Source organism: Micromonospora sp. HB375 (assembly GCF_017872985.1).
Lineage (GTDB): Bacteria > Actinomycetota > Actinomycetes > Mycobacteriales > Micromonosporaceae > Micromonospora > Micromonospora chalcea.
Genome location: NZ_JAGGJO010000001.1, coordinates 3,119,346 through 3,144,984 on the forward strand (window position 1 = coordinate 3,119,346; position 25,639 = coordinate 3,144,984).

General features: G+C 73.5%; 32 protein-coding genes. 7 read left to right on the forward strand and 25 right to left on the reverse strand.

The features are described 5' to 3' along the window. Positions 1–38: 38 nt before the first annotated feature. Together J3R08_RS14315 and J3R08_RS14320 are read right to left on the reverse strand one after the other, a co-directional pair. A complete protein-coding gene (locus tag J3R08_RS14315) occupies positions 39–803 on the reverse strand; it encodes a cyclopropane-fatty-acyl-phospholipid synthase family protein (protein WP_247301551.1) in 765 nt (254 codons plus the stop codon). A gap of 19 nt (positions 804–822) precedes the next feature. Continuing rightward, a complete protein-coding gene (locus J3R08_RS14320; protein ID WP_245254735.1) occupies positions 823–1,599 on the reverse strand; it encodes a hypothetical protein in 777 nt (258 codons plus the stop codon). Positions 1,600–1,712: 113 nt separating this feature from the next. Between J3R08_RS14320 and J3R08_RS14325 the strand changes: the two genes are divergently transcribed. Further along, positions 1,713–2,177 (forward strand): transposase, encoded by a 465-nt coding sequence (locus tag J3R08_RS14325; RefSeq protein ID WP_043324676.1) that lies wholly within the window; start codon positions 1,713–1,715, stop codon positions 2,175–2,177. Positions 2,178–2,191: 14 nt separating this feature from the next. Here the strand turns inward: J3R08_RS14325 and J3R08_RS14330 are convergent, their stop codons facing one another. Next, the gene (locus J3R08_RS14330) at positions 2,192–2,416 is read right to left on the reverse strand and encodes a hypothetical protein (RefSeq protein ID WP_064446210.1); all 225 of its coding nucleotides are present in this window, start codon (positions 2,414–2,416) and stop codon (positions 2,192–2,194) included. Between the two features lie 95 nt (positions 2,417–2,511). On the opposite strand from J3R08_RS14330, the gene J3R08_RS14335 reads away from it, so the two are divergent. Continuing rightward, a complete protein-coding gene (locus J3R08_RS14335; RefSeq protein ID WP_231915454.1) occupies positions 2,512–2,682 on the forward strand; it encodes a hypothetical protein in 171 nt (56 codons plus the stop codon). A gap of 13 nt (positions 2,683–2,695) precedes the next feature. Here the strand turns inward: J3R08_RS14335 and J3R08_RS14340 are convergent, their stop codons facing one another. Genes J3R08_RS14340 through J3R08_RS14350 form a run of 3 tightly spaced genes read right to left on the reverse strand, consistent with a single transcriptional unit; the run spans position 2,696 to position 4,163 of the window. Continuing rightward, on the reverse strand, positions 2,696–3,301 hold the full coding sequence (locus J3R08_RS14340) for a YdeI family protein (protein WP_043324674.1): 606 nt from the start codon (positions 3,299–3,301) through the stop codon (positions 2,696–2,698). A 29-nt stretch (positions 3,302–3,330) separates the two neighbouring features. Continuing rightward, positions 3,331–3,741 carry a diguanylate cyclase gene (locus tag J3R08_RS14345; RefSeq protein ID WP_209961584.1) on the reverse strand — a complete coding sequence of 137 codons (411 nt, stop codon included), beginning with the start codon at positions 3,739–3,741 and terminating at the stop codon, positions 3,331–3,333. Positions 3,742–3,794: 53 nt separating this feature from the next. Next, positions 3,795–4,163 carry a helix-turn-helix domain-containing protein gene (locus tag J3R08_RS14350; RefSeq protein ID WP_223201100.1) on the reverse strand — a complete coding sequence of 123 codons (369 nt, stop codon included), beginning with the start codon at positions 4,161–4,163 and terminating at the stop codon, positions 3,795–3,797. Positions 4,164–4,223: 60 nt separating this feature from the next. Between J3R08_RS14350 and J3R08_RS14355 the strand changes: the two genes are divergently transcribed. Further along, on the forward strand, positions 4,224–4,889 hold the full coding sequence (locus tag J3R08_RS14355; RefSeq protein WP_043324673.1) for an NAD(P)-dependent oxidoreductase: 666 nt from the start codon (positions 4,224–4,226) through the stop codon (positions 4,887–4,889). Here J3R08_RS14355 and J3R08_RS14360 read toward each other — a convergent pair. After that, positions 4,886–5,542, reverse strand: a complete 657-nt coding sequence (locus tag J3R08_RS14360) for an HAD family hydrolase (RefSeq protein ID WP_064446208.1) — start codon at positions 5,540–5,542, stop codon at positions 4,886–4,888. The genes J3R08_RS14355 and J3R08_RS14360 overlap by 4 nt on opposite strands. A 62-nt stretch (positions 5,543–5,604) precedes the next feature. Between J3R08_RS14360 and J3R08_RS14365 the strand changes: the two genes are divergently transcribed. The 3 genes from J3R08_RS14365 to J3R08_RS14375 all read left to right on the forward strand — a co-directional run bounded on the left by J3R08_RS14365 (position 5,605) and on the right by J3R08_RS14375 (position 7,918). Beyond that, positions 5,605–6,186, forward strand: coding sequence for a carboxymuconolactone decarboxylase family protein (locus J3R08_RS14365; protein WP_245254736.1), 582 nt, complete (start codon positions 5,605–5,607; stop codon positions 6,184–6,186). A 73-nt stretch (positions 6,187–6,259) separates the two neighbouring features. After that, positions 6,260–7,234 (forward strand): DUF1152 domain-containing protein, encoded by a 975-nt coding sequence (locus J3R08_RS14370; protein ID WP_104114211.1) that lies wholly within the window; start codon positions 6,260–6,262, stop codon positions 7,232–7,234. Positions 7,235–7,273: 39 nt separating this feature from the next. Beyond that, on the forward strand, positions 7,274–7,918 hold the full coding sequence (locus tag J3R08_RS14375) for an alpha/beta fold hydrolase (RefSeq protein WP_104114212.1): 645 nt from the start codon (positions 7,274–7,276) through the stop codon (positions 7,916–7,918). 141 nt (positions 7,919–8,059) lie between these two features. On the opposite strand, the gene J3R08_RS14380 is transcribed toward J3R08_RS14375, so the two are convergent. The 13 genes from J3R08_RS14380 to trxA all read right to left on the reverse strand — a co-directional run bounded on the left by J3R08_RS14380 (position 8,060) and on the right by trxA (position 19,482). Beyond that, positions 8,060–9,523, reverse strand: coding sequence for a PepSY domain-containing protein (locus tag J3R08_RS14380; protein WP_209961587.1), 1,464 nt, complete (start codon positions 9,521–9,523; stop codon positions 8,060–8,062). A gap of 255 nt (positions 9,524–9,778) precedes the next feature. Then, positions 9,779–10,546, reverse strand: a complete 768-nt coding sequence (locus J3R08_RS14385; protein WP_209961589.1) for a trans-aconitate 2-methyltransferase — start codon at positions 10,544–10,546, stop codon at positions 9,779–9,781. A 19-nt stretch (positions 10,547–10,565) separates the two neighbouring features. Beyond that, positions 10,566–11,081, reverse strand: coding sequence for an AAA family ATPase (locus tag J3R08_RS14390; protein WP_064446203.1), 516 nt, complete (start codon positions 11,079–11,081; stop codon positions 10,566–10,568). A gap of 15 nt (positions 11,082–11,096) precedes the next feature. Further along, a complete protein-coding gene (locus J3R08_RS14395; RefSeq protein ID WP_209961591.1) occupies positions 11,097–12,188 on the reverse strand; it encodes a winged helix DNA-binding domain-containing protein in 1,092 nt (363 codons plus the stop codon). A gap of 121 nt (positions 12,189–12,309) precedes the next feature. Beyond that, positions 12,310–13,989, reverse strand: coding sequence for a long-chain-fatty-acid--CoA ligase (locus J3R08_RS14400; RefSeq protein WP_209961594.1), 1,680 nt, complete (start codon positions 13,987–13,989; stop codon positions 12,310–12,312). Positions 13,990–14,089: 100 nt separating this feature from the next. Continuing rightward, positions 14,090–14,269: a hypothetical protein gene (locus tag J3R08_RS14405; RefSeq protein WP_043324665.1), complete on the reverse strand. Its 180-nt coding sequence runs from the start codon at positions 14,267–14,269 to the stop codon at positions 14,090–14,092. 72 nt (positions 14,270–14,341) lie between these two features. Further along, positions 14,342–15,052, reverse strand: a complete 711-nt coding sequence (locus J3R08_RS14410; protein WP_043324664.1) for a spermidine synthase — start codon at positions 15,050–15,052, stop codon at positions 14,342–14,344. A gap of 81 nt (positions 15,053–15,133) precedes the next feature. After that, positions 15,134–15,742 (reverse strand): bifunctional 2-polyprenyl-6-hydroxyphenol methylase/3-demethylubiquinol 3-O-methyltransferase UbiG, encoded by a 609-nt coding sequence (locus tag J3R08_RS14415; protein ID WP_043324663.1) that lies wholly within the window; start codon positions 15,740–15,742, stop codon positions 15,134–15,136. After that, positions 15,681–16,577, reverse strand: a complete 897-nt coding sequence (locus tag J3R08_RS14420; protein ID WP_043324662.1) for a sulfite exporter TauE/SafE family protein — start codon at positions 16,575–16,577, stop codon at positions 15,681–15,683. The genes J3R08_RS14415 and J3R08_RS14420 overlap by 62 nt, the downstream gene beginning before the upstream one ends. Further along, positions 16,574–17,158, reverse strand: coding sequence for a rhodanese-like domain-containing protein (locus J3R08_RS14425; protein WP_064446201.1), 585 nt, complete (start codon positions 17,156–17,158; stop codon positions 16,574–16,576). The genes J3R08_RS14420 and J3R08_RS14425 overlap by 4 nt, the downstream gene beginning before the upstream one ends. 85 nt (positions 17,159–17,243) lie before the next feature. After that, the gene (locus tag J3R08_RS14430; RefSeq protein ID WP_043324660.1) at positions 17,244–18,641 is read right to left on the reverse strand and encodes an MBL fold metallo-hydrolase; all 1,398 of its coding nucleotides are present in this window, start codon (positions 18,639–18,641) and stop codon (positions 17,244–17,246) included. 162 nt (positions 18,642–18,803) lie between these two features. Beyond that, a complete protein-coding gene (locus tag J3R08_RS14435; protein WP_013285930.1) occupies positions 18,804–19,073 on the reverse strand; it encodes a metal-sensitive transcriptional regulator in 270 nt (89 codons plus the stop codon). Between the two features lie 55 nt (positions 19,074–19,128). Then, positions 19,129–19,482 (reverse strand): thioredoxin, encoded by a 354-nt coding sequence (trxA, locus tag J3R08_RS14440; protein WP_113973857.1) that lies wholly within the window; start codon positions 19,480–19,482, stop codon positions 19,129–19,131. 201 nt (positions 19,483–19,683) lie between these two features. On the opposite strand from trxA, the gene eccB reads away from it, so the two are divergent. Continuing rightward, positions 19,684–21,066, forward strand: coding sequence for a type VII secretion protein EccB (gene eccB, locus J3R08_RS14445; RefSeq protein ID WP_209961596.1), 1,383 nt, complete (start codon positions 19,684–19,686; stop codon positions 21,064–21,066). Between the two features lie 22 nt (positions 21,067–21,088). Here the strand turns inward: eccB and J3R08_RS14450 are convergent, their stop codons facing one another. The 5 genes from J3R08_RS14450 to J3R08_RS14470 are packed head-to-tail and all read right to left on the reverse strand — an operon-like array spanning position 21,089 to position 25,568. Continuing rightward, positions 21,089–21,694 carry a bifunctional 2-polyprenyl-6-hydroxyphenol methylase/3-demethylubiquinol 3-O-methyltransferase UbiG gene (locus J3R08_RS14450; protein ID WP_209961597.1) on the reverse strand — a complete coding sequence of 202 codons (606 nt, stop codon included), beginning with the start codon at positions 21,692–21,694 and terminating at the stop codon, positions 21,089–21,091. A 32-nt stretch (positions 21,695–21,726) separates the two neighbouring features. After that, entirely contained in the window at positions 21,727–22,332 is a 606-nt protein-coding gene (locus J3R08_RS14455) for a phosphoesterase PA-phosphatase (RefSeq protein WP_069088186.1), read from the reverse strand. A gap of 22 nt (positions 22,333–22,354) precedes the next feature. After that, a complete protein-coding gene (locus J3R08_RS14460) occupies positions 22,355–23,221 on the reverse strand; it encodes a carbohydrate ABC transporter permease (protein WP_113973854.1) in 867 nt (288 codons plus the stop codon). Continuing rightward, on the reverse strand, positions 23,221–24,180 hold the full coding sequence (locus J3R08_RS14465) for a carbohydrate ABC transporter permease (RefSeq protein WP_209961599.1): 960 nt from the start codon (positions 24,178–24,180) through the stop codon (positions 23,221–23,223). Before J3R08_RS14465 ends, J3R08_RS14460 begins: the two co-directional genes overlap by 1 nt. After that, positions 24,177–25,568 (reverse strand): ABC transporter substrate-binding protein, encoded by a 1,392-nt coding sequence (locus J3R08_RS14470; protein ID WP_064446195.1) that lies wholly within the window; start codon positions 25,566–25,568, stop codon positions 24,177–24,179. Before J3R08_RS14470 ends, J3R08_RS14465 begins: the two co-directional genes overlap by 4 nt. Positions 25,569–25,639: the final 71 nt, after the last annotated feature.

Sequence of the window (25,639 nt, forward strand, 5' to 3'; positions counted from 1 at the left end):
GCCCGCCTGTCCCGAGCCGGACCCGCGTAGCGCGACGGTCAGATCCGGCGCAGCACCAGCGTCACGAACCCCAGCACGCCGCGGTATCCGCGCAGCCACTGGTCCCGGTGCTCCCGGGCGGTGGCGAGCGCGCCGGCGGCATCCGGGTGACCCGGGTTGTCCAGTGCCCACTCGGTCAGCGAACCGGTCCACGACCACTCGTAGTCGTCCCACTCGGCGGCGTCGCTGACGTGCGCGTACACCGGGGTCCAGCCGGCCTGCTCGGCGGCCGCGACCAGACCGGCGAGGTCGGTGTGGTCGTCGGGTTTCGCGCCCAGCGCCGCCAGCGCCTGCGGCGTCGGCGGCACCTGCCAGAATCCCTCGCCCACCATCAGGACGCCGTCGGCGTTCACGTGCCGGCCGGCCAGTTCCAGCGTCTCGCCGAACCCGCCGAACGCGTGCGTCGACCCGACGCAGAGCACCAGGTCGTAGTCGCCGTCCGGCACGTACGACCGGGCGTCGCGCTCGTGCAGCGTGAGCCGGTCGGCGAGGCCGCGCACGGCGGCGGCCTCCGTGGCGCGTTCCAGCGCGTACGGGTTGAGGTCCACGCCGTCGGCGTGCCCGTCCGGGTGGTGCGCGAGGGCCTGTAACGCCCAGGCGGCCTCCCCGCAGCCCAGGTCGAGGATCCGGGCCGCCGGCCGGCGACCGGCCCGGCGCAGCAGCCGGTTGACGTTGACGCCGGAGAGCGGCGCCGCGATCGGGTGGTGCGAGTGCGCGATGCTGCTGAGCCGTTGACGGTCCATCGCCGCAGTCAACACGAGCACAGCCGGATTGTCGTGCCGGTCAGGCGCGGCAGATGATCGTCGCGTCGTCGGTGGCGACGCCCCCGGTTGCCTCCGCCGCCCGAACCCGGGCGATGACCTCGGCCGGGCCGGCGGTCTCCAGCAGGCGCAACAGCCCCGGCCAGTCGGTCAGGCCGAACGTGTCCACGAGACGGCTCGCGCCGTTGCTGAGCAGCGCCGCGCCGGTCACGTCGTGGGCCGGGCACTCGCCGGTGACCGCCTCGGCCACCACCGCCGGATCGTCCTTGGCGACCCAGAAGCCGCCGGGGCTGTTGCGGCGGGACCGCAGCTCCATCAGCAGCCGCCGGTACTCGTCGCCGCCCTCCGGCACGTCCTTCAGCCGCTCCTCGAAGGCTCGGGCGATCACCACCTCACGCGGATCGTGGGCGACGACGGGATCACCGGCCGCCCGGCCGACCAGCGCGACCGCGTCACCGAGGACCAGGTGCTCGACGGTCCCGCCGGAGAACCGCAGCATCGCCACCGCGGCGAACGGGCTGATCGGGTGCGCGACGTCGCAGGTGTCGCGGTGCTGGTCGGTGACCCGCTCGATGCCCTCGGCCAGCACGTCGCGCAGGCTCCCCTCCTGCGCCAGCGCGCCGAGCAGCGCACCGCCGAGGCGGGTCGCGTACCAGGCGATGCCGTGACGGCAGACCTCGTCCGCGCCCGCGATGCCGCCCGCGCCGTCGACCAGGACCAGGCCGCAGGGTACGGCGCCGGCGAAATCCTCATTGGTACGGCCGGGATGTCCCGCGTCGGTCGCCATCGCTACCCGCATGCGCCTCATCATGCCCGGGCCGACCGGAACGCGATGTCCCTCGCGGCTTGATCTGAAGCGTGGTTGAGGTCCTAGCGTCGTGCTCACCCGACCACCGCCGGAGGTAGAGCATCATGACCACACAGCACCTGTCCGACGCCGAACTCGCTGGCCAGCCGGCCGCCTACTGGACGGGCGTCGCGTACGAGTCGCTCATCGCCTTCACCCGGGCCCAGCACGCCACGCACGGCTTCACCCAGCCCCAGTTCTGGCTGCTGCGCAACCTGTCCCCGAACGACCTCCTGCCCGGCGGCGGCGGACTGACCGTCCCCGAACTGCGACACGCGATGCGCTCGTATCTACGGGCCGAGGACGACCTGGACGCCGAGGCGGAGGTGCTCCGGGAACGCGGCTGGCTGACCCGCGACGCGGACGGCCGGCTACGGATCACCGAGGCGGGGGAGGACGCCCGGCTCCGCCTCAAGCAGCACGCGCCGGGGATCCGGGCCCGCATCCACGACGGCGTCGACGACGCCGACTACGTCACCACCCTCAAGGTGCTCCGGCGGATGATCCGCAACACCGGCGGCGCCGTGTAGCGCCGGGGCCCGGCTCAGGACGCCCGAAGCCTGCGGATCGCCAGGCGGGCCCCCTGATGGAGCAGCACGCCGGCACCGGTGTTCGCGGCGGCGAGCACGGCCGCGCCGAGCAGCCCCGCGCCGACGTCCGTCACGCCGGTCGCGACCAGCAGGACCGGCCAGCCCAGCGCGGCGGCGACGAGCGACAACCGCCACCAGCGTCCGAGGAGAAGCCCGAGCAGGATCAGCAACGGGATCATCGCGGGCGACCTCCCACCGTCGGCTCGTTCGAGCGTACGCCCGGTCAGACCCGCCGGTCGCCGAGTACCACAGCGCCCACCAACCCCCGGCGCTCGTGCTGTGGGACCGGCACGACGCCTACTTCGACGTGGACGAGGTGCTCGCGCAGCATCGCGCGCTGGACCGGATGGACGCGCACCTCTTCAACGGCGGCCACCTGCTGGTGGAGACCCACGCGGCCGAGTGCGCCGCGCTCCTGCGCGCGTTCGTCCGGGACCACTCGTGAGCCGGGACGCGGGTCACGGCGTGGCCGGCGGCTTCGCCTTCTGCGGGTGGAACGTCTCGTGGCGGGCCAGCATGGCGACGAACTCACCGATCTTGCGTTCCCGGGTCTCCGCGCGCTTGACCGCGTTCAGCCGGTGGATGAGCGCGAACCTGTTGGCGCTGGTGAGGACGTCGAGCATGGCTTGGGCGGCGGGCTCGGCGGCGACGGCGGCGAGCAGGTCGGCCGGCAGCTCGGCCTCCGACGGAGGAGCGTACGCCGCCGCCCACCGGCCGTCCGCCTTCGCGGCCTCCACCGCCGCGCGGCCGGCGGGTGTCATCCGCCCCTGCTCCTCCAGCCGGGCCACGTGCGCGACGTTGCGCTGCGACCAGGAGCTGCGGGCCCGGCGCGGGGTGAACCGGATCCAGGAGCTCTCGTGGTCACGCTTGCGGGCCTGCCCGTCGATCCAGCCGAAGCACAACGCCTCGTCGACCGCCTGCTGCCAGGTCAGTGTGGTGAGCGTGCCGCCCTTGCGGGTCAGGGCGAGCCAGACGCCGGGCGACGTGTCGTGGTGGGCGGACAACCACGCGCGCAGCGCCTCCGCGTCGGGCACGATCAGCTCGTCCAGCTCGGCGGTTCCCATGGCCGGAAGGCTATGCCACGGGTACGACGTTAAGGCCGGGCGTGCGGCTCAGCCGCCTGCTGCTCGCCGTCGGGCGACGGATCGGCCGCCCGCCGCAGCCGCCGTCCGGCCACCAGCAAAGCCACGCCTGCGCTGGTGAGCCCCGCGCCCATCAGCCCGCCCGCGACCCCCGCCGCCGGATCGCCCTCACGGAACGCGTACGCCACGGCCGCGGTCAGGATCGGCGCACCGAGGGAGATCGCCATCCACCCGCCGAGGATGTCCTCCTTGTCGGCGAAGGCGTCCGTACTGATCAGGAAGATCAGGATCATGGCAGCGGCGAGGCCGACGAGTAACAACGCCGCGAGGATCAGCGCCGGGTCGCGGGGGAGCAGCCCGGCGGCCGCGGCGAGCACGTAGATGATCGCCGCCGCGATGAGGTTCGCGAGCACGTTCGTCATCACGTTCGCAACGAACCTCCGCAGCCCGCCACGCCCGGTGCCGGCCGGCGCCGTCACGACGTCCGCGAATCGTGCGACCGGCGGGCCGCCAGCAACTCGTCCAGGTGCGCCTCGCTCCACGACCGGGCGGCCGCGACCAGCGTCAGCAGGCTTCGCCCCAGCGGCGTCAGCGCGTACTCCACGCGCGGCGGGTTCTCGTCGTAGGCGGTCCGCGTGACCAGCCCGTCGCGTTCCATCGCCCGCAACGTCTCGGCCAGCACCTTCGGCGTGATCGTGCGCAGCGGCGCCCGCAACTCGGTGAACCGGCGCGGCCCGTGCTCCAGGCACAGCACCACCATCGCGGTCCACTTGTCGCCGATCTGCAACGGCATCATCCGCGACGGACAGGCGGGGTGGAACATGTCCGGATCGAGCGGCGTCACCGCCCGAGCGTAACCCGGTACCGTTGCGGTAACCGGCACCCCGCGTCCTACCGTCGCGCCATGACCAGCATCGCCGTCTTCGGCGCGGGCGGCCGGGCCGGCCGCGCCGTCACCGCCGAGGCCCACCGCCGCGGCCACCGCGTCACCGCCGTCGTCCGCGACCCCGCCCGCCATCCCGACCTCACCTCCGCGGTACGCGGCGACGTCACCGACCCGGAGACGGTCACCTCCATCGGGTACGGGCACGACGCCGTCGTCCACGCGGTCAGCCCGGCGTCCGGGCCGGACGCGCTCGCCGCCGCCGGCCTCGATCCGGACTTCTTCGTCCGGGCAGCCGACGCGCTGCTGCACGGCCTGGCCCGCGCGGACGTGCCCCGGCTCGTGGCGATCGGCCTGTTCGCCACCCTGATCGACGCGCACGGCCGGCCCCTCTACGACGACCCGGCCGTGCTGCCCGCCGAGCTGCGGCCGTTCGCGCTCAGCCACGCCGCCGGCCTGGACCGGCTCCGCGCGGCGGACACCACAGTCGACTGGCTGGTGCTCACCCCACCCGCCGCGCTGGACGTGGCCGGCACCCGCACCGGCCGGTACCGCCTCGGCGGCGAGCGCGCCCCGGCGTCGGCGCCCCTGTCGTACGCCGATCTGGCGGTGGCGGTGGTCGACGAGATCGAGTCGCCGCGCCACCATCGGACGCGGGTCTCCGTGACCGGTGACGCCCCGGCCTAGCCGCCCGCCGCATTGTGCCGCGCCACCAGGTCCGGCAGCTCGTGCAGCGAGTCGATGCGGAACAGGCACCGGTCGGCCACGTCCGGCATGTCGAGGATGTGCCCCCACGGCCCGCGCCGGATCAGGCACGCCGACATGCCGGCGGCCATCGCGGGCGCGGCGTCGTTGTCCGGCCGGTCACCGACGTACAGGATCGCCGCCGCGTCGCCGCCGCTCTCGCGGACCACCCGGTCGAAGAACTCCGGCGCGGGCTTCGACACGCCCCAGGCCGCCGACGTGCCGATCACGTCCACCGGCAGGTCCAGCGTCCGCAGCGTCGCCTCGGCGTGCTCCGGCTGGTTGCCGGCCAGGCCGACGCGCAGACCCTGGTCCTTCAGGGCGGTCAGGCACGCCCGCGCGTCCGGGTACAGATCCTCCTCGCCGAACGACTCCGGGTCACCGGCCGCGACCCGGCGGGCGAGTTCGGCGGTGAGGTCGAAGTCCGGCCGGAACGCCCGGAACACCTCCTGGTAGTCCAGCCCTCGGGCGATCACCGCGCCGAAGACCGCGGAGAACGTGTGCCGGGGTACGCCCAGCCAGTCCGCCCACGTCGCGAACTCGCGCGTCTCGTCGAGGATCGTCCCGCCCACGTCGAAGAAGACCGCCCGGATCATCAGCGGATCCTACTGTCGTTGATCAGCCAGTGGGGGGCGCCCGGGTGGCGCAGACTGCCCGCATGAGCGCCGCCTTCCTCCCCGAACCGCCGCAGAGCCCGGCGGCGAAAGCCGCGTACGAGGACGACCTCTCCTCCGACGGCTACGTCAACAACCTCACCCGCGTCTGGTGCTGGCGACCCGACGTGCTGATGTCGTTCCAGAACACGCGCGCCGAACTGCTGTCCGCGTCCACGCTGTCCGCGCGTGAGGTGGCGGTGCTGGTCGCCGCCACCGCAGCCGCGCGGGGCGACTCGTACTGCTCGCTGGCCTGGGGCGTGCGGCTGACCGGGATGAGCGACGAGGAGACCGCCGCCGCGGTGCTGCGCGGCGACGAGGCGGCCCTGTCCGAGCGGGAGACGGCGCTGGCCGACTGGTCCCGCCGGGTCGTGACGGACCCGAACGCCACCACCGAGGCCGACACCCAACGCCTGCGCGACGCCGGCCTGAACGACCGGGAGATCTTCGAGGCCACCACGCTGATCGCGTTCCGGCTCGCCTTCTCCACAGTGAACGACGCGCTCGGCGCGCGGCCGGACGCGCAACTGGTGGAGAACGCGCCGGAGCTGGTCCGGGAGGCGGTCACGTTCGGCCGCCCGGCCTGAACGAGCGGGTCCCGGCCCTCGACCGGCCGGCCACGGGGCAGCGAGCCCGAACGCGAGCGGAGATCATCATCTGGTGACCGACACCGCCGCGTACACGTTGGCCGTTCCGCCGTTGTTCGCCGCACTGGCTCCGGCGAACGACGTCCTGATCGCCGGCGCCGGTGGCGGCTTCGACGTCTACGCCGGCCTGCCGCTGGCCCTGGCCCTGTGGCAGGCCGGCAAGCGGGTGCACCTGGCCAGCCTCTCCTTCTCGGAGCTGGAACTGCTCGACCGGCAGGTGTGGGTGGACGAGCACGTCGCGGCGATCCGGCCGGACACCCTCAGCCCCGACTGGTACTTCCCGGAGGGGCACCTGGCCCGCTGGCTGGCGGGCCGGGACCTGCCGTCGACCGTGTACGCCTTCCCGCCGCTGGGCGTGCAGACGCTGCGCGAGGCGTACCGGCACCTGGTCGACCGGCTCGACGTCGACGCGATCGTGCTCGTCGACGGCGGCACCGACATCCTGTTGCGCGGCGACGAGAGCGGCCTGGGCACCCCGGTGGAGGACATCACCAGCCTGGCCGCCGTGGCCGGGCTGGACGTGCCGATCCGGTTGGTGAGCAGCCTCGGTTTCGGCATCGACGCGCACGACGGCGTCAACCACGTCGAGGTGCTGGAGAACCTGGCCGCCCTCGACCGGGAGGGCGGCTACCTCGGCGCGCTGTCCATTCCCGGCTCCAGCCGTGAGGCGGTGCTCTACCGAGAGGCGGTCGCGCAGGCCCAGGCCGCCACCCCGCACCGGCCGAGCATCGTCCAGGGGCAGATCGCCGCCGCCACCGGCGGCGCGTTCGGAGACGTACGGTTCAGTCGGCGCACCGGCGACGGCGACCTGTTCGTCAACCCCCTGATGGCGATCTACTTCTCGGTCGACCTGCCCCGGCTCGCCGCCCGCTGTCTCTACCTTGACCGGATCGAGAACACGATCGGGCGGCGCCAGGTCATCACCCGCATCGAGGCGTTCCGCGACGAGCTGCGGGCCGCCCGCGTGCCCCGGGCGTATCCGCACTGACAATCACGGCTTGTCGTACCGGTGTGGGAGGGTCCGCGCATGACGACGTTCGTGCTCATCCACGGCGGCGGGGGCAGCGCGTGGGACTGGCACCTGCTGGTTCCCGAGCTGGCCGCCCGGGGTCACGACGCGGTGGTGCCGGAGCTGCCGATCGGAGACAGGTCGGCGGGGTTCACCGACTTCCGCCAGGCGGTGATCGACGCCGTCGGCAACCGGGACGACCTCGTAGTGGTCGGGCACTCGTACGGCGCGTTCACCGCACCGCTGGTCGCCGACCGGTTGCCGGTGCGCCTCCTGGTCCTGCTCACCCCGATGATTCCGCGGCCCGGCGAGAAGCCGGGGGACTGGTGGGGCAACACCGGCTACCGCGAGCCGGACGGGCTCAGCGAGGAACAGCAGTTCTACAACGGCGTGCCGGCCGGGATCGTCGCCGAGGCGCCCGCGCACGGCCGGGAGCAGGTCAGCGCGGAGTGGGACGAGCCGTGGCCGCTCGCCGCCTGGCCGGCCGTGCCGACGAGGGTGCTCATCGGCCGCGACGACCGGTTCTTTCCCGCCGACTTCCAGCGCCGGGTGGCCGCCGACCGGCTCGGCGTGGTGCCGGACGAGATCGACGGCGGCCACGCGGTAGCGCTCAGCCGCCCGGGCCCGCTCGCCGACCGGCTGACTGCCTACCTGGTGTCCTGATCCCGCCTCGCCGTGATCCGTCCGGCCCCTCCCGACGACATGCTGATCAGGAGGGGCTAGGCGCCGTGCGGATCCGCGACTGAGGGTTCACGGCGGCTGTCCGGTCTCTCCGAGGCGGTGACGGCCGGATAGCCGCCGGGGTCAGCTGCCGGCCGGCGCGGGTGAGACGGGTAGGGGCCGGCGGCGCCGACGCGCGAGCAGGCCGAGGACGAGATCGACGACGAGGAAGCCGAGCAGGGTGACGCCGAACCAGGGCAGTGCCCAGCCGAGTGCCAGGGTGACCGGTACGCCGAGCAGCAGCGCCCACCACGGGAGCCCGCGGAGGCCACCTCGGGCGGGCGGTGAGCCGAGCGGGGCGCGACGGCCGGCGCGGGTGGGGCGGCGCTGCCACCACATGCGGTAGCCCCAGACGATGACGCAGAGCAGACCGAGAGCGAGCGCCGCGAGCAGGATCTGGTTGATCGGCCCGAACAGGATTCCCATGTGGGCTTGGATGCCGAGGCTGCTGAGCTGCGCGAGCAGCGGCCAGTCGGCGAAGTCGCTGCGGGCGGTGACCGCGCCGGTGGTGGGCTCGACGGCGATTCGATCCTTCGCGACCGGCCAGGCGTTGTCGACCTGGGCGACGGTCCAGGCCAGGCCGGGCTCCGCGGCAGGGCTGATCTCCACCGGTCCCGAGAGTCCGGCGCTGCGCGCGGAGGCCAGCACATTGTCGTAGGACGCCGGATTGTCCGCCGTGCCGGTCGCCGCGCCACCGTGCTGATGCTCACCGCCGCCCGCGGGCGGGGCCACGCCGTCGACGGTGGTGGAGAGTTCCGGAGTGCCGGCGCGCAGGGTGTCCAGGCCGGTGCTGAAGTTCGCGCCGGCGTACCGGGACCAGGTCAAGCCGGTGGCGGAGAGGAACAGCAGGCCGACCGCGAGCCAGACGCCGGTGGTGGCGTGCCAGCCCCGGGTACGGCGAACTCCCTTGCGGGCGGTCAGGTCCGGTACGAGCAGGTGTGTCGTCCGGGCGCGGGTGGCGCTGCGGCGGCGCCACCACAGGACTACCCCGCCGAGAACGAGAACCCACAACCAGCTGGCGGCGATCTCGGAGTAGTGCCGGCCGACCTCGCCGAGATGCAGGTTGCGGTGCAGGTCGTCGAGCCAGGTGGTGGCCGGGGTGGAGCCGAACCAGGTGGTGAGCTGCCCGGTCACCTCGCCGGTGTACGGGTCGACGTAGACGGTGTGCTGCTTGTCGCCGAGTTCCTCGAGCGAGAACACCACCTGGGTGGTCCGGTCGCCGGTGCCGGGCGCCACGGCGGCGATGGTGCCGTCGGGGTGCGCCGCCCGCGCGGCGGTGACCTGTTGGGCGAGGGTCTTCGGCTGGTCACCGACGGTGGCCACGGTCAGCCGGTCGCCGTAGAGGGCCTGGTCCAGCTGGGGGGTGATGGTGTACGCCAGGCCGGTCAGGGCGGCGACCAGCAGGAACGGGGCAACCAGGATGCCGGCGTAGAAATGGAGCCGGGTCAGCAGCGCGGCGAACGGCGTGGGCTGGCGGCCCGGCCGAGCGGCCGGCGCGGCGGTGGAGGTGTCCGGCGCGGGGTCGCCGGACAGTTCGGTGACGGACATCGACTACTCCGATCGAAAATATCGGCTTTTGGTTCGGGGTGGCTCGTGCCCGTCGAGCCGTGGGCCGCCCGGCTGCCGTGTCCCGATCGAGTAGTCGGTCAGGTGTGTCAGGAAGTTCCCTCGTCCGCGTAGATCTTCGGGTTGTCGTCCGGCGCGGTGCCAGGACGCCTCCGCGTGCCGACGGCGGCGAAGGGGCGCCGTGGCGGGCCGACTCGCGCCAGGGGTGCCGTCAAGGGATCATCCGGTGCCGGTTGATCAGGGCTGCGACGTCCGCCGGGCCAGGTGGACCGTGACGTCGGCGGTGACCTCGACCGTGCCGGGCAGCACATCCCGGACGCGGCGGAACACCTGCTCACGGACATGTGGCGGCAGTTCGAGGTAGGCCGAGACGGTCGACAGCAGACCGACGAAGTCGTCGGCACTCATCGTGATCCGCCGCGCGATCTCCGACTGGCGCACATCGGTGAACCACTCGGACGCGCGCAGCTCCGTGCCGGGCCACTGCATGCCGGCCTCCGGCGGCGTCCCGTCCGGCGACGGGATCTCGTCGTCGGCGAGGAACTCGGCTCGGGCTGCGGCCACCCCGTCGCGCAGCGCCGGGTCGGCCAGCCGCAGCGGCCCGCCGAACGAGGCGAACACACCACCGGGCACGAGCAGCCCAGCGACCCGCTCCCACCGGCCCGCCGGGTCGGTCCAGTGCAGCGCCGCCGCCGCGTACACCAGGTCGTGGCCCTCGCCGGCGCGCAACTGCTCGAACGCGGCCTGCCGGACCCGCACCCCGGCCGGGACGTGCCGGCGCAGTTCGGCGAGCATCGCGGAATCCGGGTCGGTGGCGGTGACCGCGATGCCGCGCCGCGCGAACAGCCGGGTGGCCTTGCCGGTCCCGGCGCCGATCTCCAGGGCGGTCCGGACCGGCCGGTCCGAGTACGCCAGCACCAGGTCGGCAAGCTCCTCGGGGTAGCCGGGCCGGAACCGCTCGTACGCCTGCGCCGCCGCTCCGAAGCTCAACGCGCGATCCGGCATGCCGAGCATCCTCCCACGATCAGGCTGCGCCCGTGACGTGCGCGGCGACGGCGTCGGCCACCTGCTCGGGCGGGACGGTGGCGTCGATCAGGTGGGCGTCGGTCACCGACGCGAACGTGTCCAGCGCCCGGGCGACGTGGTCGTGCCGCCAGCCGCGCGCGCCGGACTCGACCTGGTCGGCGTCGATCCGGGCCCGCAACCGGTCCTCGGGGAGCGTGAGCACGACCTCGCGGACGTCGACGCCCGCGGCGCGGATGCCGCCGAGGATCTCCGCGCGGTACGCCGGGACGAGCAGGCTCATCGGCACGATCCAGATGCCCGGGTGGTGCCGGTCCAGGCCGGTGACCGTCTGCACGACGAGGTGACGCCACAGGGGCAGGTCCTGGAAGTCGCCGGTCGGCGGGGTGACGAACGCGGTGAGCATCGAGCCGAGGAACTCCGGGTCGAACAGCCGCGCGTCCGGAAGCGACTCCGTGAGCAGCCGCGCGGTGGTCGTCTTGCCGGCACCGAACGCGCCGTTGAGCCAGACGATCACGCGATCATGATGCCATCACGCGGCGAAGTCGACACCCGCGAGCGGCACACCCCGGTACGCGGCGAGGCGCTCGGCCTCCGCGACCACCGCGTCGCGGGTGCTGCCGGTGAGCTTTCGCCACGGCTGGACGGCGACGGTGAACGACCGGCCGGACTTGCGGGGCCGCCACGTGCCGGCCAGCTCCCCGTCGGCCAGCACGGCGCCAGGGCGGCCCAGCACCGGCCACAACTCCTTGGCGCGGGCCGCGTCCGGCACGAGCGTCGCCCGGTCCTTCGCCTGGAGGAACAGGTCGAACGGGCCGAGCAGGCGGGTCGTCGTGGCGTCCGCCGACGCCAGCGCCGCCTCGTCGGCGGCGAGCAGCCAGCGCGTCTCACCGTCGACGCTCACCTCGACCGCGTCGCCCGGCCAGCGGGCCTTGACCTCCTTGACCGGGGCGTCGAGGTAGTCGGCGACGTGCTTCGGGGTGGCCGGGCCGAGCAGCCGCAGGTAGGCGCGGATGAGCTCGAACCGGTCGCCGGGCGCGGCGGCCGGATGGAACCCGCGGATGCGTTCCAGGACCGGCGGTGACGTGTCGAGGCGCAGCTCCAGCCCGGCGCGTACGGCGGCGAGCCGGAACGGCATCTCGTAGAGGTGGATCGCGTCGCACGGCCGGCAGTGCCGCAGGTAGGGCTCGGGCATCACCTCGGCGAGCCGCCCGGAGACCTCGCCCTTGACCGTCGGCGTGCGGACGATCTCCCGCATCCGGGCGGCCACCTCGTCGAGCGCGGCGACGATGCCGATGCCGGCGGCCTTCAACGGCTTCGCCGCGTCGTAGATGCGCTTGCCCGCGTCGGCGTCGGAGAACGGCTCGACCGCCGTGGCCACCGCGCCCACGTCGGCGCGGCGGTAGAGGTGCGGGGCGCCGCGTACGGTCCAGAGCATGACCACGTCGTCACCGGTCAGCGAGGTCACGTCGACCCCGCGCGTCGCCAGCGCCCAGCGGCCGCCGTCGGGGCCGGTGTCCTGCACGCCGATGTCGAGCACGGCGGTGTCGGCGAGCGAGCCCTGCGCCCGGTCGAGCTGCTGGGCGCGCACGCGGAAGGCCAGCACCTGACGTCTGTCGACCATCGCCACAGCGTAGGCGCCGGCACCGACACGTCCGGCCGTCGGTGGAACGCTGTGGGTGTCTCCGGCCCCGTTTGACACCCATGGCGTTCCACTCGCCGTCCGCGGGCCCTGGGGGACTGCGTCAGCGGGCGGCGAGCAGCCGTTCACGGACCTCGCGGCGCAGGATCTTACCGATCTGGGAGTACGGCAGCTCGTCGACGATCACGACCCGGCGCGGCACCTTGTACCCGGCCAGGTGGGTGCGGCACGACGTCCGGATCGCCTCCGGCGTGGCGGCCACCGCCGGGTCGACCACCACCGCGGCGACGACCTCCTCGCCGTCGTCGGTGGGCATGCCCACGGCGGCGGCCTCGCGTACGCCGGGGACGCGGCGCAACGCCTCCTCCACCTCGGACGGGTAGACGTTGAAGCCGCCGGTGATGATCAGCTCCTTGATCCGGTCGACCACCGTGATGAAGCCGTCGGCGTCCATGGTGACGATGTCGCCGGTGCGCATCCAGCCGCCGGGCAGCAGCACCTTCGCCGTCTCCTCCGGCCGGTGCCAGTAGCCGGAGAACACCTGCGGGCCGCGGACCAGCAGCTCGCCGGCCTCGCCCGGGGCGCGGTCGCGGCTCGGGTCCTCCGGGTCGACGATACGCACGTCGGTGGAGGGGAACGGCACGCCGACGGTGCCGGGCCGGCGGGTCGGCGCGACCGGGTTGCCGACGGTGATCGGGGACGTCTCGGTCATCCCGTACCCCTCGACCAGCAGGCCGCCGGTCACCTGCTCCCACAGCTCCACGGTGGCCGGTGGCAGCGACATCGCGCCGGAGATCGCGTACCGGATGGAGGTGAGGTCGACGGCGCGTTCGCGGGCGGCGGTGGCGAGCTTCGCGTAGACCGGCGGCACCGCGGGCAGGAACGTCGGCGGGCGGCGGCGGACCGCGTCGAGCACCTGGTCGGCGTCGAAGCGGGGGAACAGCACCAGGGTGGCCCCGATGCTGACGGCGAAGGTGAGGCAGAGCGTCAGCCCGTAGGCGTGGAACAGCGGCAGCACCGCGTACACGGTCTCCTCGCCGTCACGCAGACCGGGCACCCAGGCCCGGCCCTGCGCGGCGTTGGCGCGCAGGTTGCGGTGGGTCAGCACCGCGCCCTTGGGCTCGCCGGTGGTGCCGCCGGTGTACTGGAGCAGCGCCACGTCGCCGGCCTCCGGCGCGGGATGCCCGGCGGGCAGCGGCCCGGCCGCGGCGACCAGGTCCGACCAGGCCAGGGCGCCGGGCGCGGGGGCGGTCATCGCGGCGCGGGCGGCGCGGACCTTCGGCAGCGGCGCCCGCAGCGCCCACCGCTTGAGTCGCGGCAGCGCCGCGGTCAGGTCGACAGCCACCACGGTACGCACGGCGCCGCGTCCCGCCACCAGCGGCGCGACCTTGTCCCACGCGATCGCGACGCCTGCGCCGTGGTCGGTGAGCTGCCGGTCCAGCTCGTCGGCGGTGTAGAGCGGGTTGTGCTCGACCACGACCGCGCCGAGCCGCAGCACGGCGTAGAAGGCGACCACGTGCTGCGGGCAGTTCGGCAGCACCAGCGCCACCCGGTCGCCCGGGCCGACGCCGAGGCGGCGCAGCGCCTCGGCGGCGCGGGACACTTGGTCGGCCAGTTCGGTGAACGTGGTGGTGGCGCCGTAGAAGTCGAGCGCGACCCGGGGCCCGAACCGCCCGGCCGCCTCGGTGAGCAGGTCGACGAGCGAGCCGTCCGGCTCGGCGATCTCGGCCGGTACCCCCGGCGCGTAGTTACGGGTCCAGGGTCGCTGGGCGGTCGCGTCCATCGCCGTTACTCCTCGTCGCGCGGATGACGACCCCAGCCTAACGTGACCGGGCGGTAACCTACGCTAACGTAGGTTGCCGGGTAGGTCACACCTGCGCAGGTCAGTGCCGGCGTGTCGAATGCTGGTGCACCACCCGCCGGCCCTTCACGATGCCGACGATGATCACCGCGGCGAGCGCGATCACGCCGATGATGACGAGCCAGCGGACCGCCTCCAGCAGCAGCCCGAGCAGGATGATCACACCGGCGACCACGCCGACCACCCAGAGCAACGCACGCATGTCCCAGCCTCCCGTCGTACGGTCGGCCGCCCGCTTTCCCGCTGGCCCTACGGCCATGCGTGGCCCGGTGGATCAGTGCCGGGCCACGTACACGGTGTTCGCCGCCTCCCGGCCCTGCAACGGGTTCGGGAACCGGACGACGTGCGCCACCGAGGTCGGGAACACAGCGGTGAGAGTGCGCTGGAACTCCGGGTCCGGCGGGTCGTTCGACCAGAGCGCGAAGACCCCGTCCGGGTGCAGCAGCGCGGCCAGCCGGCGCAGCCCGTCGACCGTGTAGAACGCGGCATGGCTCGGGTGCAGCACCTGACGGGGGGAGTGGTCCACGTCCAGCAGCACCGCGTGGAAGCGGCGGCCCGGCTCGTCCGGGTCGAAACCGCCGTCGGCGACCGCGGCGAAGAAATCCGCCCGGACGAACCGGGTACGCGGATCGGTGGCCAGCCCGGCGGTGAACGGCAGCAGGTCCCGGCGGTGCCAGTCGATCACGTCCTCGATCGCCTCGACCACGAGCAGCGAACGCACCCGGGGATCCTCCAGCGCGGTCCGTGCCGTGTAGCCGAGGCCGAGCCCGCCGACCACCACGTCCAGCTCCGTGCCGGTCAGCGCGGCCAGTCCGAGCCGGGCCAGCTCGATCTCCGCCACCGGGAAGGCGCTGGACATGAGGTACTCGTCATCGAGCTTCACCTCGTACACCTCGGCGCCCAGCGCCGGGTCGCGCCGCCGCCGCAGGCTGATCTCGCCGATCGGCGTCTCCCGCCAGGCCAGTTCCTCGAAGCGCGCGCCCACCCGGTGTCCTCTCCGCCGATCCGTCCCCGGATGCTACCGGCCGGTGCCGGCCCGGCCCGGCGAAACCACGGCGCGTGGCGCTCAGTCGGCGGGGCGGGTGGCCACCACGACCGTGTCCAGCGCGTCCACGGCGCCGCCGTCGCTCGTCGGGACCGGCCGGCGGGTGGTCTCGGCGCGCTGGACCCGCAGCCCGGCCAGCCCGTCGACCACCGCCTCGGGCGTGAGCAGCACGGCGGGGTCCTGCGGGCCGCCGGTGCCACCGGTGAGGTTGGCCAGGTCGTGCCCGACCACCACGAGCGTGCCGCCGGGGCGCAGCGCGGACTTCGCCGCCGCGAGCACGCCGGCGAACTCGGCGGCGGGCAGGTGCAGGTAGCTGATCAGCACCAGGTCGTAGCTGTTCGGCACCGGCCGGTACGCGGTCACGTCCGCTACCCGCCAGTCGACGGTCACGCCCCGCGCGGCGGCCATCTGCCGCCCCCGCTCGACGGCCACCGTGGAGAAGTCCACCGCGTTGACCCGCCAGCCCTGACCGGCCAGCCAGACCGCGTTGCGTCCCTCGCCGGCCGCGATGTCCAGCGCCGACCCGGGAGTCAGCCCGGCGACCGACTCGACCACGAAACGGTTGGGCTCAGCGCTCCACACCAGCCCGGGCGTGTCGGCGTACCGGCTGTCCCAGGTGCTGCTGTCCACTGTGTCCCCTTCCTCGGCGGGCCCACACCGCCATGGTGACCGTACCGGCCGCGGCAAGCGCTCCCACGGTGAGTCCCCAGATCAGCGGCAGCTGCTGGGCGAGCACGAACACGCCCATCACCACGACGAACCAGCCGAAGCCGCGACGCAGCACGTCGGCCGGGATCCGCCCGGCGAGCCGGCCACCGAGCAGGCTGCCGACGACCGCGGCGGCGGTGACCGCGCCGGCCAGCCCCCAGTGGATCTGCACGCTGGACAGGTAGCCGGCCAGGCCGGCGAACGACTTCAGCGCGATGACGACCAGCGAGGTGCCGACCGCCACCGGCATCGGCAACCCGCCCAGCAGGGCCAGAGCCGGTACGACCAGGAAGCCGCCGCCCGCGCCGACCAGGCCGGTGACCAGCCCGACGACCACGCCGTCCCCGACCACCCGCAGCATCGGCAGCTCGTGCGGCTTCGACCGGCCCTCGGTGGACCGGCGGCCCCGGAGCATCGCGACCGCGGTGGCCAGCATCATCAGCGCGAACCCGGTGAGCAGGACGCTCGCCGGCACGAACTCGGCCAGCCGGCCGCCCGCGTACGCGCCGGTCATGCCGGCCACGCCGAAGATGAGCCCGGTGCGCCAGCGGACCCGGTTCGCGCGGGCGTGCGGCAGCACGCCCACCGCGCTGGTCACGCCGACGACGAGCAGCGAGGTGGCGATGGCCTCCTTCGCGGGCAGGTCGGCGACGTAGACCAGCAGCGGCACGGCGAGGATCGAACCGCCGCCGCCGAGCAGACCCAGCGTCACGCCGATCAGCACCGCGCCGGCCAGCGTCAGCGCGAGGGTGGTCACCTGCGGCTCCCGTCGCGCAGCTGCCCCACGATCGTGTCCAGGTCGCAGCTCGCGCCCCGGTTGTACGGCAGCTTGCTCAGCAGCATGCCCATGGCGCAGGTGTTTGTGAGCGCGGCGAACGTGAGGCCCGCGCCGATGAACGCGGCGACCCACTTCAGGCCCGGCACGAACACCGACCCGAGGATCGCGGCGAGCACGATCGAACCGGCGACGAGACGTACCTGGCGCTCCAGGTCCCAGCGGGCCCGGCCCTGGTTGACCGGCGCGTTCGTGGCCTGCCAGGCCAGCATGCCGCCGTCGAGCACCTTGACGTTGGGCAGGCCGACGGTGCCGAGCGCCTGACCGGCCTGGCCGGCCCGGACGCCGGAGCGGCAGATCAGCACCACGTCCTCGTCCAGGTGGCTGCGCAGCTCCGCGCGGTGCTCCCGGAGCAGGTCCAGCGGCACGTTGTACGCGCCGGGGATGTGCGCCGCCTCGAACTCACCGGGCGTGCGCACGTCGAGCATCCGGGGCGTACGGCCGGCGGCGATCAGTTCGCGCAGCGTCGCCGCGTCGATGGTGGTGGGGGTGGTCGTGGTCATGCTCTGTCTCCTTCAGCGGGTGTTTTCGGGCAGGGTCGAGCGCCGGCCGGCGCAGGGGCACGCCGGCCGGGCGCTCGGGGAGAGGTCAGGCGCTGGGCGCCATGCGTACGCCGGCCGCCTCGGCCCGGCCGTACGAGTCGTCGATCAGCACCACGTCGCGGCCGGCGTTGGCGAGCAGGGACGCGGCGGCGGTGGCCCGGTAGCCGGAGCCGCAGTGCACCCAGACGGTCCCGGCGGGGATGTCGGCGAGCCGCTTCGGCACGTCCGGCAGCGGCACGTGCACCGCGCCGTCGATGTGCCCGGCCTTCCACTCGCCTGTCATCCGCACGTCGAGGACGACCTGCGGCTCGGGCAGCCCGGCCGGCGTCTTCCCGGCCTGCGCGGCGGCCAGCGCGTCGAAGTCGGCCACGGCCATCTCGCGCAGCTGCGACGGGTCGCCGGTCCACTGCTCGGGCTCGCCGGTGGCCTGGGCGGCCGGGCGGTCGATGCCGATGCGGACCAGCTCCCGCTGGGCGTCGGCGACCTGCTCCGGGGTCTGCGCCAGGAACGTGATCGGCACGCCCCAGTCGATCAGCCAGCCGAGCCATGTCGACATCGGGCCGTCCAGGCCGAGGCTGACCGTGCCGGCCAGGTGCGAGGCCGCGTACGCCTTGCGGTGGCGAAGGTCGACCACCCACTCGCCGGCGGCGATGCGGCGGCGCAGCTCGTCGGCGTCGGCGCGGGCCACCGGAGTGAGGTCCACCGGGGCGGGACCGGCGGCGTTCGCCACGCCCATGTGGGCGTAGTACGCCGGGTAGGCGTCCAGCCCGGCCAGCGTCTCGGTGACGAACTGGTCGGCGGCCAGCCGCAGCACCGGGTTGGCCTGCTTCTCCCGGCCGATCGTCGACTCGGGGGCGTCGGCCTGGCTGGCCGAGCAGAAGCTGCCGAAGCCGTGCGTGGGCCACACCTGCGCGCCGTCGGGCAGCAGGTCGGCCAGCTTGCGCGCGGAGGCGTGCTGGTGGTGCGCCAGCTCGTGCGCGTACTGCTGGCCCAGCAGGTCGGTGCGGCCGGTGGTGCCGAACAGCAGCGAGCCGCCGGTGAAGACGCCGGCCGGCGTCCAGTCGCCGTCGCGCTCGTCGAGCACGTACGACAGGTGGTGGAACGTGTGGCCCGGGGTGCCGAGCACCCGCAGCCGCATGGTGTCCGAGACCGGCACGGTGTCGCCGTCGGAGACCGGCGTGCGGTCGAACTCGACGGTGTCGGCGGCGGCCACGAGGTACTGCGCGCCGGTGATCCGGGCCAGCTCCAGGCCGCCGGAGACGTAGTCGTTGTGGATGTGCGTCTCCACCACGTGGGTGATCCGTACGCCCTTGGCGCCGGCCAGGTAGAGGATGCGGTCGATGTCGCGCTGCGGGTCGACCACGATCGCCACCCGGCCGTCGGAGGCCAGGTAGCTGCGGTCGCCGAGCGAGGAGGTCGCGATGACGGACACGTCGAGAGTCATGTCGTTTCCTCTCATTGCCTATATACCCCGGGGGGTATGTGTGGGACAGTCTGCGGCCCGGGTTCTCCGGGCAGTGGTTTACCCACCCGCGCCGTGGTCACACGGCGCGGGCGGGGCTCAGCCGGTCGGGCGGGCGGGATTCGGTCGGTCGGTCGGGCGCCGTCAGGCCAGGGACAGGAAGAGCTTCTCCAGCTCCTCCTCGGTCATCTCCGGCTCCTCGCCGGCCTGGCGGGCGGCGTCGCAGTAGCGCATGCCGGAAGCGATGATCTTGAAGCCGGCCCGGTCGATGGCCTTGGAGACCGCGGCGAGCTGGGTCAACGCGGCGCGGCAGTCCTCGCCGTTCTCCATCATCTCGATGACGGCGTTGAGCTGCCCCCGGGCACGCTTCAGCCGGGTCAGCGCCTCGCCGGTCATCTCGGGTCGAAGATTCACGTCCCACCTCCTGCGTTCGAACATACCCCAGGGGGTACTACTGTCGCCACCCCGATCAGACGCCGGCCTGGGCCCGGACCTCGTTCATGTCGAGGTCACGCACGGCCCGGATCAACTCCTCCAACCCCGCCGTCGGCAGAGCGCCCGGCTGGGCGAACACCAGCACGCCGTCCCGGAACGCCATGAGCGTCGGGATCGACCGGATCTGGGCGGCCGCCGCGAGGGTGGGCTCCGCCTCGGTGTCGACCTTGCCGAAGACGATGTCCGGGTGCTGCTCGCTGGCCTTCTCGTAGACCGGCGCGAACGCCCGGCAGGGACCGCACCAGGCGGCCCAGAAGTCGACCAGGACGATGCCGTCCCGGTTGACGGTCTCCGCGAAGTCGGTGGTGGTCAACGCCACGCTGGCCATCAGTACCTCCGTTGATTCGGGTTCTGCATGTGTAACACACCCCCGGGGGTATCCATTCCGGGTGGGGTGGTCCTGGCCGCCTTGATCGACTCCAGCTCGGGGAGGTGGTGGGGTCCGGGCCGGTGAGAGACACGCAGGGTCGCCGGGGCATCGACGGAGCGCTTATCCTGTGCGCCGACCATCCCGGCGGGAAGGGACACGATGGCGTCGCGGCAGGACCAGCTGCACTCGTACCAGTTCACCGTCCAGCGGGCGGTCGCCGCGCTCGTCATGCGGGAGACGGACCCGCCGCAGTCCCCGTTCCGCCGGCTGGCCGGCGCCGGTCTGGCCAGCGTCCTGGTCGCCGCGATCGCGCTCGGCGGCGTCGCCCTCTACGGCCTGTTCACCGGCGGCGGTGACTCGTGGCGCGAGACCGGCGCGGTGATCGTGGAGAAGGAGTCGGGCGCACGGTTCGTCTACCGCGACGAGAAGCTGCACCCGGTGCTGAACTACGCCTCCGCGCTGCTGATCATCGGGGCGGAGCAGCCGAAGACGGTGCTGGTCGGCCGCCGTGCCATCGAGGGGGTGCCGCGCGGTCTGCCGCTGGGCATCGCCGACGCGCCGGACTCGCTGCCCGCGCCGAACCGGCTCGTCCGCGACGCGTGGACGCTCTGCTCCACGGATGAGGGCGAGACCGGGCGCGGCGCGGCCCGGTCGGTGCTGCTGATCGGGCGGCAGGCCACCGGCGGCCGGGCGCTCGGCGACCAGGGGCTGCTGGCACGGCACCCGGACGGCGGCCTGCACCTGCTCTGGCACGACCGGCGCTACCTGCTGCGCGACACCGACCGGGTGCTCGCCGCGCTGGCCGCCACGCGGGAACGGGCGGTGCCGGTCGCGGCGGCGCTGCTCAACACGCTGCCGGCCGGTGCCGACCTGGTCCCGCCACCGGTCGGTGACCTCGGTGAGCCGTCCGAGCGGGTCACCGGCGCGAGCGTGGGTGACGTGTACCTGGTGCGCAACTCCGGTGGCGGGCGGCAGTACGCGGTGGCGCAGCGCGGCGGGCTGGCCGGCATCACCGAGTTGCAGGCGGCGCTGCTGCTGGCCCGCACCGGCCAGGGGGAGCCCGAACCGATCACGCTCGGCCGGTTCGCCGCGCTGCCGAAGCTGCCCGGTCTGGTGCCCGGCGGGCCGACCGCGCCGCCCGCCGTACCGCCCCGGCTGGCCGCCGCCGAGAACGGCGCGATCTGCGCGCGGGCCGGGGACGACGCCGGCGTACGCGAGATCCGCGTCGGCGTCACCGCGCCGGACCTCGCCGCCGCCACGCGGACGCCCGGCGGCCGGGCCGGGCTCGCCGACGAGGTGGTGGTGGAGCCGGGACGTGGCGCGCTGGTGGAGGCGGTGTCCGCGCCGGGCGCGACCGGCGGCACGGTCTGCGTGGTCACCGACCTGGGGCGGCGGTACGCGCTGACCGGCGCGGACGTGCCGGGCATGCTCGGCTACGCCGGGGTGCGTCCGGCGCGGCTGCCGGCGGGCCTGGTGGACCTCCTGCCGGCGGGCAGCCCGCTCGACCCGGAGGCCGCCCGCACTGTCGCCGCACCCGCGTGAGCCCTGGTCGGCAGGAGAAGGGTCAGTCGGCGGGGCGGCGCAGCACGCTCACCGCGAAGTCGGCGTCGTCGCGCCAGGGGCGCAGGTCCCAGGTGGCGAAACGGTGCTCGGGGCGCAGTCCGGCGGCCACCGCGTCGGCGTCCAGGTCGCCGACCGGGTAGCCCCGGTCGGTGGCGAAACCGACCACCACCAGGCCGTCCGGGCGCACGTGGGCGGCGACACGGGCCAGCACGTCGCGTTCGGTGCCGGGGGCGACGAAGACCATCACGTTGCCGGCGAGCACGGCGGCGTCGAACGGCTCGGCCTCACCCTGCGCGGCCAGGTCCAGCTCGGCCAGGTCGGCGACCAGGAAGTGGGGGCCGGGGTGGTCGGCGCGGGCCGCCTCGACGAGTGTCGGGTCGGCGTCCACGCCCACGGCGTCGTGCCCGCGTGCGGCGAGCGCGGCGGCGACCCGGCCGGTGCCGCAGCCGGCGTCCAGCACGCGCGCGCCCGGCGGTACGAGCGCGTCCAGCAGCCGCGCCTCACCGGACAGGTCGGCGCCCTCGGCGGCGAGCTGGCGGAAGCGGTCCACGTACCACTGCGAGTGGCCGGGCTTCGTGTCGGTCACCCAGCGGGTCGGCTTGCCCATGAGGCCACCGTAGCTGATCTTGTGGCGGCGGGTCAGGCGAGCGCCAGGAACGTGCCGGCGGCCAGCGGTCCGCCGAGCGCGACGCCGGCCAGCACCTGCGGCCAGGTGTGGTCGACCAGCCGTACCCGGGACCAGCCGACCGCCGCGACGAGCGCCCAGCCGAGGTTCGCCGCCGGCCCGGCCAGCGGCACCAGCACGGCGACGGTGGCGGCGGCGACCGCCGCGTGGATGCTCAGCTTCCACCAGTGGTTCACCAGCGCGCACGCCGCGCCGACCACGAAGACCACCACGATCACGGCGAACAGTTCGGCGGGCGCGCGGACCGCCGCCAGCAGCAGCAACCCGGCCGCGACCGAGGCCAGCCCGATCGACAGCGGCCGGGCCCGCTGGGTGCGGTCGCCGACGTGCCGGTCGGTGAGCCGCCCCCGGCGTACGCCGTGGACGAGCACGCCGATCGGGATGACGGCGCAGAACGTGAGCGCGATGCCGCCCCAGAGCAGGAACTGGCCCGCCGAGCGGCTGACCCGGGCGGCGGCGATCAGCGGCAGCGCGGTGACCAGGACGGTCGGGGCGAGCGCCTCGGTGAGCAGCCGGGCCAGTCGGGTGCCGGCCGGTCGGTCCTCCCGTGATGCTCGCACCCGATCATCCTGGCACGGACGCTCAGCCCTTCTCGGCCCCGCTGGTGAGTCCCTCGGTGAGCATTCGCTCCCCGGCGAAGAACAGCACCACGATCGGCAGCGTGAGGATGACCGAGCCGGCCATCAGCACGGTCTTGGGCACCTCCACGCCGTCGGCGAGCAGCGACAGCCCCAGCGACACGGTCCACCGGTCGGGCCGGTCGACCAGGAACAGCAGCGCGAACAGGTACTCGTTCCAGGCGATCATGAAGTCGTACAGCGCGACGGCCATCACCGACGGCGCGGCGAGCGGCAGGCTGACCCGGCGGATGATGCCGAGCCGGCCGGCGCCGTCGATCGCCGCCGACTCCTCGAGGCTGACCGGGATGGTCTCGAAGTAGTTCTTCAGCATGTAGACCGACACCGGCAGTGTCTGCGAGATGTAGACGAGCACCAGGCCGGTCAGCGACCCGCGCAGCCCGGCCCGGGTGAAGACCACGAACAGCGGGATCGCGATGACTATCGACGGGAACAGGTAGACCGCCAGGAACAGCGCGCTGACCTGGCGTCGGCCGAAGAACCGCAGGCGGGACACCGCGTACGCGCCGGGAATGGCGATCACCAGGGTGAGCGCGGTGGCGGCGAGCGCCACCAGGCCGCTGTTGCGGATGAACGTGAGGAAGCCCTGGCCGCCGTCGGAGACGGACTTCAGCACCTCCGCGTACGTGGCGACGGTCAGCTCGCCGAACGGCACCCAGAGCGAGCCGGGTTCGAGCAGCAGGCGTTCGATCGGGCGTACCGACAGCACCAGCATGTACCAGAACGGCAGCAGCGTGACCACCAGGAACCCGGCGATCACCAGCCGGCGCAGCCAGCGCAGGCTGACCGTCTCGATCCGGTCCCGGTCCATCACGCCTCCCGTCGCGCGCCGAAGAAGCGCAGGTAGATCGCCACGAACACGAGCAGCACCACGGCGAGCACGACGGCCTGGGCGGCGGCCGCGCCGATGTCGGTACGGGCGGTGAGGAACTGGTAGACGCGAACGCTCACCACCTCGGTGCCGGCCGAGCCGCCGGTGAGCAGGTAGACGTCGTCGAACTTGTTGAACGTCATGATGAACCGCAGCACGCCGATCAGCGCGATCACCGGCATGAGCTGCGGCAGCAGGATGTGCCGGAACCGCTGCGTGGGTGTGGCGCCGTCGACCCGGGCAGCCTCCTCCAGTTCCGCCGGGACGGCCTGGAGCCGGGCCAGCAGGAACAGGAACGCGAACGGGAAGTAGCGCCACGCCTCGAACGCGATCACCGTCCACAGCGCGGTGGACTCCTGCGACAGGAACGGCACCGGCTGATCCCAGCCGAGGAAGCGCTTGCCCCAGTCGTTGACGATGCCGAGCTGCGGGTCCAGCATCACCTGCCAGACGAACGTCATGGCGACCACCGGCGCCACGTACGGCAGCAGCATCGACGCGCGTACCAGCGTGCGGCCCCGGAACGGCCCGCGTACGGCCAGCGCCGCCACCAGGCCCACCACTATCGAGCCGGCGGTGCCGCCGACGCTGTAGAGCACTGTGGTCCAGAGCGTGTCGGCGAACCCGGGGGTGTGCAGCACCCGGTCGATGTTGTCCAGCGTCAGCTCGCCGAACAGGCCGGTCTTGCGCAGCGTCGCCAGGCGTACCCGCTGGAAGGCCAGCACCACCGTCCAGACGATGGGTATGCCGATCACCGCGAGCACGACGAGCAGGGTCGGGGCGACCAGCGCGAGCCCGGCGCGGGACTCGCGGCGGCGCAGCGTCAGCGGGCGTCGGCCGGGTCGGCGGGACCGCTCCGGGGCGGGGGAGCGGCCGGCCTCCGGCGCGGTGGTGGTCAATTGACGCCCTTGGCTATCGCCTCGACGTCCTTGCGGGCGCGTTCGGCGGCGGCGCGGGCGTCGGACTTGCCGCCGACGACGTCGGCGAGCGCCTTGGGCACTGGTAGTTCACCCAGGATGGCGCCGACGAGCTTGCCCTGGTTCTCGGTCAGGCCCCAGCGCTGGAACGTGTCGGGGCTGCGCCGCAGCGTGGCGAGCACGTCCCCGCCGTAGACCTCGGACAGTGGCTTCTTGGTGTCCACGCCGGCCGGGCTGGTGTTCCAGGCGGTGCGGAACTTCTGCTTGTCCTCCGGCGTGCCGGTGCGCACCGGGAAGCGCCCCTCGGGGGACATGCCGAACCAGCGCGGGTAGCCGTCGGAGAGCATGTACTCCACGAACGACTTCGCCGGGTCGGCCGCGCCGTCGAGCACCGACCAGGAGCTGACCTCGCCGTACTGGGCGGGCTCGGTGCCGTTCGGGCCCTTGATCGCGGTGACGAACCCGCTGTTCTTGGCCAGCCACGCCGGGTCGGACTGGCACTGCGGGCAGGTGGGACGGGCGTCGGCGCGCAGCCCGGCCAGCTCGTCGAGGATGAACGGCGACCAGATCAGCATGGCCGCCTTGCCGGCGAAGTAGGTGGCCCGGGTGGTGTCGACGTCCTGGGCGCCCTTCACCGAGTTGTTGCGCATCAGGTCGCCGTAGAAGCGGAACGCCTCGACGCACTCGGGGGAGTCGAGAACGACCTTGCCGGAGTCGTCGGTGAGCCGGCAGTTGTTCGCCAGCGCCAGGTGCTCGAACGTCTGCTGGGTGAACACGTCACCGGGGGCGGTCGCCGCGGTGATGCCGGCGACGCCGCCGGTGTTCAGCTTCGCCGCGGCGGCGGCGATCCTCTCGTACGTGTCGGGCGCCGGCAGGCCGGCGGCGTCGAACAGGTCCTTGCGGTAGACGAGCAGCTGGCCCCACCCGTCGCTCGGTACGGCGAGCTGCGTGCCGCCGTCGCTGGTGAGTTCCAGCGCGCGCGGGGTGAACGTGTCCCGGCCGAGCCGTTCGACGACGGCGCCGTTGGCGTCGGCGTCCACCAGCTCGTTGGCGGACAGCGTGCGCACCCCGGCGAGCGAGACCGAGCCGACCACGTCGGGCAGGTCGCCGGCGGCGGCGCTGGAGGCGATCAGGGACGGGAACTGGTCCTCGTTGACGGTGACGAGGTTGACCTGGACGCCGGTCCTGGCGGTGTAGTCGGCGATGATCGCCTTGGTGGCGGCGACCCGGTCCGCCACGTCTTCCAGGCTCCAGACGGTGATCCGGGAACTGTCGGATTTCTGCCCGTCGTCGCTGCATGCGGCCACGCCGGTCCCGGCCAGTGCCAGGATCAGGCTGATTGCGAGCCGCCGTGTGGAGGGTGATGACATCGGTGGCACTCCTCTCGAAAGAGTACGGCCTGCCGCTAATACCCATCGATTCGTCAATGTAATCACATATG

Excerpts from the sequence above, each read along its gene's own strand:
- J3R08_RS14320 (WP_245254735.1), bottom strand. The coding sequence starts at position 1,599 with ATGCGGGTAGCGATGGCGACCGACGCGGGACATCCCGGCCGTACCAAT.
- J3R08_RS14325 (WP_043324676.1), top strand. The coding sequence starts at position 1,713 with ATGACCACACAGCACCTGTCCGACGCCGAACTCGCTGGCCAGCCGGCC.
- J3R08_RS14330 (WP_064446210.1), bottom strand. The coding sequence starts at position 2,416 with ATGATCCCGTTGCTGATCCTGCTCGGGCTTCTCCTCGGACGCTGGTGG.
- J3R08_RS14340 (WP_043324674.1), bottom strand. The coding sequence starts at position 3,301 with ATGGGAACCGCCGAGCTGGACGAGCTGATCGTGCCCGACGCGGAGGCG.
- J3R08_RS14345 (WP_209961584.1), bottom strand. The coding sequence starts at position 3,741 with ATGACGAACGTGCTCGCGAACCTCATCGCGGCGGCGATCATCTACGTG.
- J3R08_RS14355 (WP_043324673.1), top strand. The coding sequence starts at position 4,224 with ATGACCAGCATCGCCGTCTTCGGCGCGGGCGGCCGGGCCGGCCGCGCC.
- J3R08_RS14360 (WP_064446208.1), bottom strand. The coding sequence starts at position 5,542 with ATGATCCGGGCGGTCTTCTTCGACGTGGGCGGGACGATCCTCGACGAG.
- J3R08_RS14365 (WP_245254736.1), top strand. The coding sequence starts at position 5,605 with ATGAGCGCCGCCTTCCTCCCCGAACCGCCGCAGAGCCCGGCGGCGAAA.
- J3R08_RS14375 (WP_104114212.1), top strand. The coding sequence starts at position 7,274 with ATGACGACGTTCGTGCTCATCCACGGCGGCGGGGGCAGCGCGTGGGAC.
- J3R08_RS14380 (WP_209961587.1), bottom strand. The coding sequence starts at position 9,523 with ATGTCCGTCACCGAACTGTCCGGCGACCCCGCGCCGGACACCTCCACC.
- J3R08_RS14385 (WP_209961589.1), bottom strand. The coding sequence starts at position 10,546 with ATGCCGGATCGCGCGTTGAGCTTCGGAGCGGCGGCGCAGGCGTACGAG.
- J3R08_RS14395 (WP_209961591.1), bottom strand. The coding sequence starts at position 12,188 with ATGGTCGACAGACGTCAGGTGCTGGCCTTCCGCGTGCGCGCCCAGCAG.
- J3R08_RS14400 (WP_209961594.1), bottom strand. The coding sequence starts at position 13,989 with ATGGACGCGACCGCCCAGCGACCCTGGACCCGTAACTACGCGCCGGGG.
- J3R08_RS14405 (WP_043324665.1), bottom strand. The coding sequence starts at position 14,269 with ATGCGTGCGTTGCTCTGGGTGGTCGGCGTGGTCGCCGGTGTGATCATC.
- J3R08_RS14425 (WP_064446201.1), bottom strand. The coding sequence starts at position 17,158 with ATGACCACGACCACCCCCACCACCATCGACGCGGCGACGCTGCGCGAA.
- J3R08_RS14430 (WP_043324660.1), bottom strand. The coding sequence starts at position 18,641 with ATGACTCTCGACGTGTCCGTCATCGCGACCTCCTCGCTCGGCGACCGC.
- trxA (WP_113973857.1), bottom strand. The coding sequence starts at position 19,482 with ATGGCCAGCGTGGCGTTGACCACCACCGACTTCGCGGAGACCGTCAAC.
- eccB (WP_209961596.1), top strand. The coding sequence starts at position 19,684 with ATGGCGTCGCGGCAGGACCAGCTGCACTCGTACCAGTTCACCGTCCAG.
- J3R08_RS14450 (WP_209961597.1), bottom strand. The coding sequence starts at position 21,694 with ATGGGCAAGCCGACCCGCTGGGTGACCGACACGAAGCCCGGCCACTCG.
- J3R08_RS14460 (WP_113973854.1), bottom strand. The coding sequence starts at position 23,221 with ATGGACCGGGACCGGATCGAGACGGTCAGCCTGCGCTGGCTGCGCCGG.
- J3R08_RS14470 (WP_064446195.1), bottom strand. The coding sequence starts at position 25,568 with ATGTCATCACCCTCCACACGGCGGCTCGCAATCAGCCTGATCCTGGCA.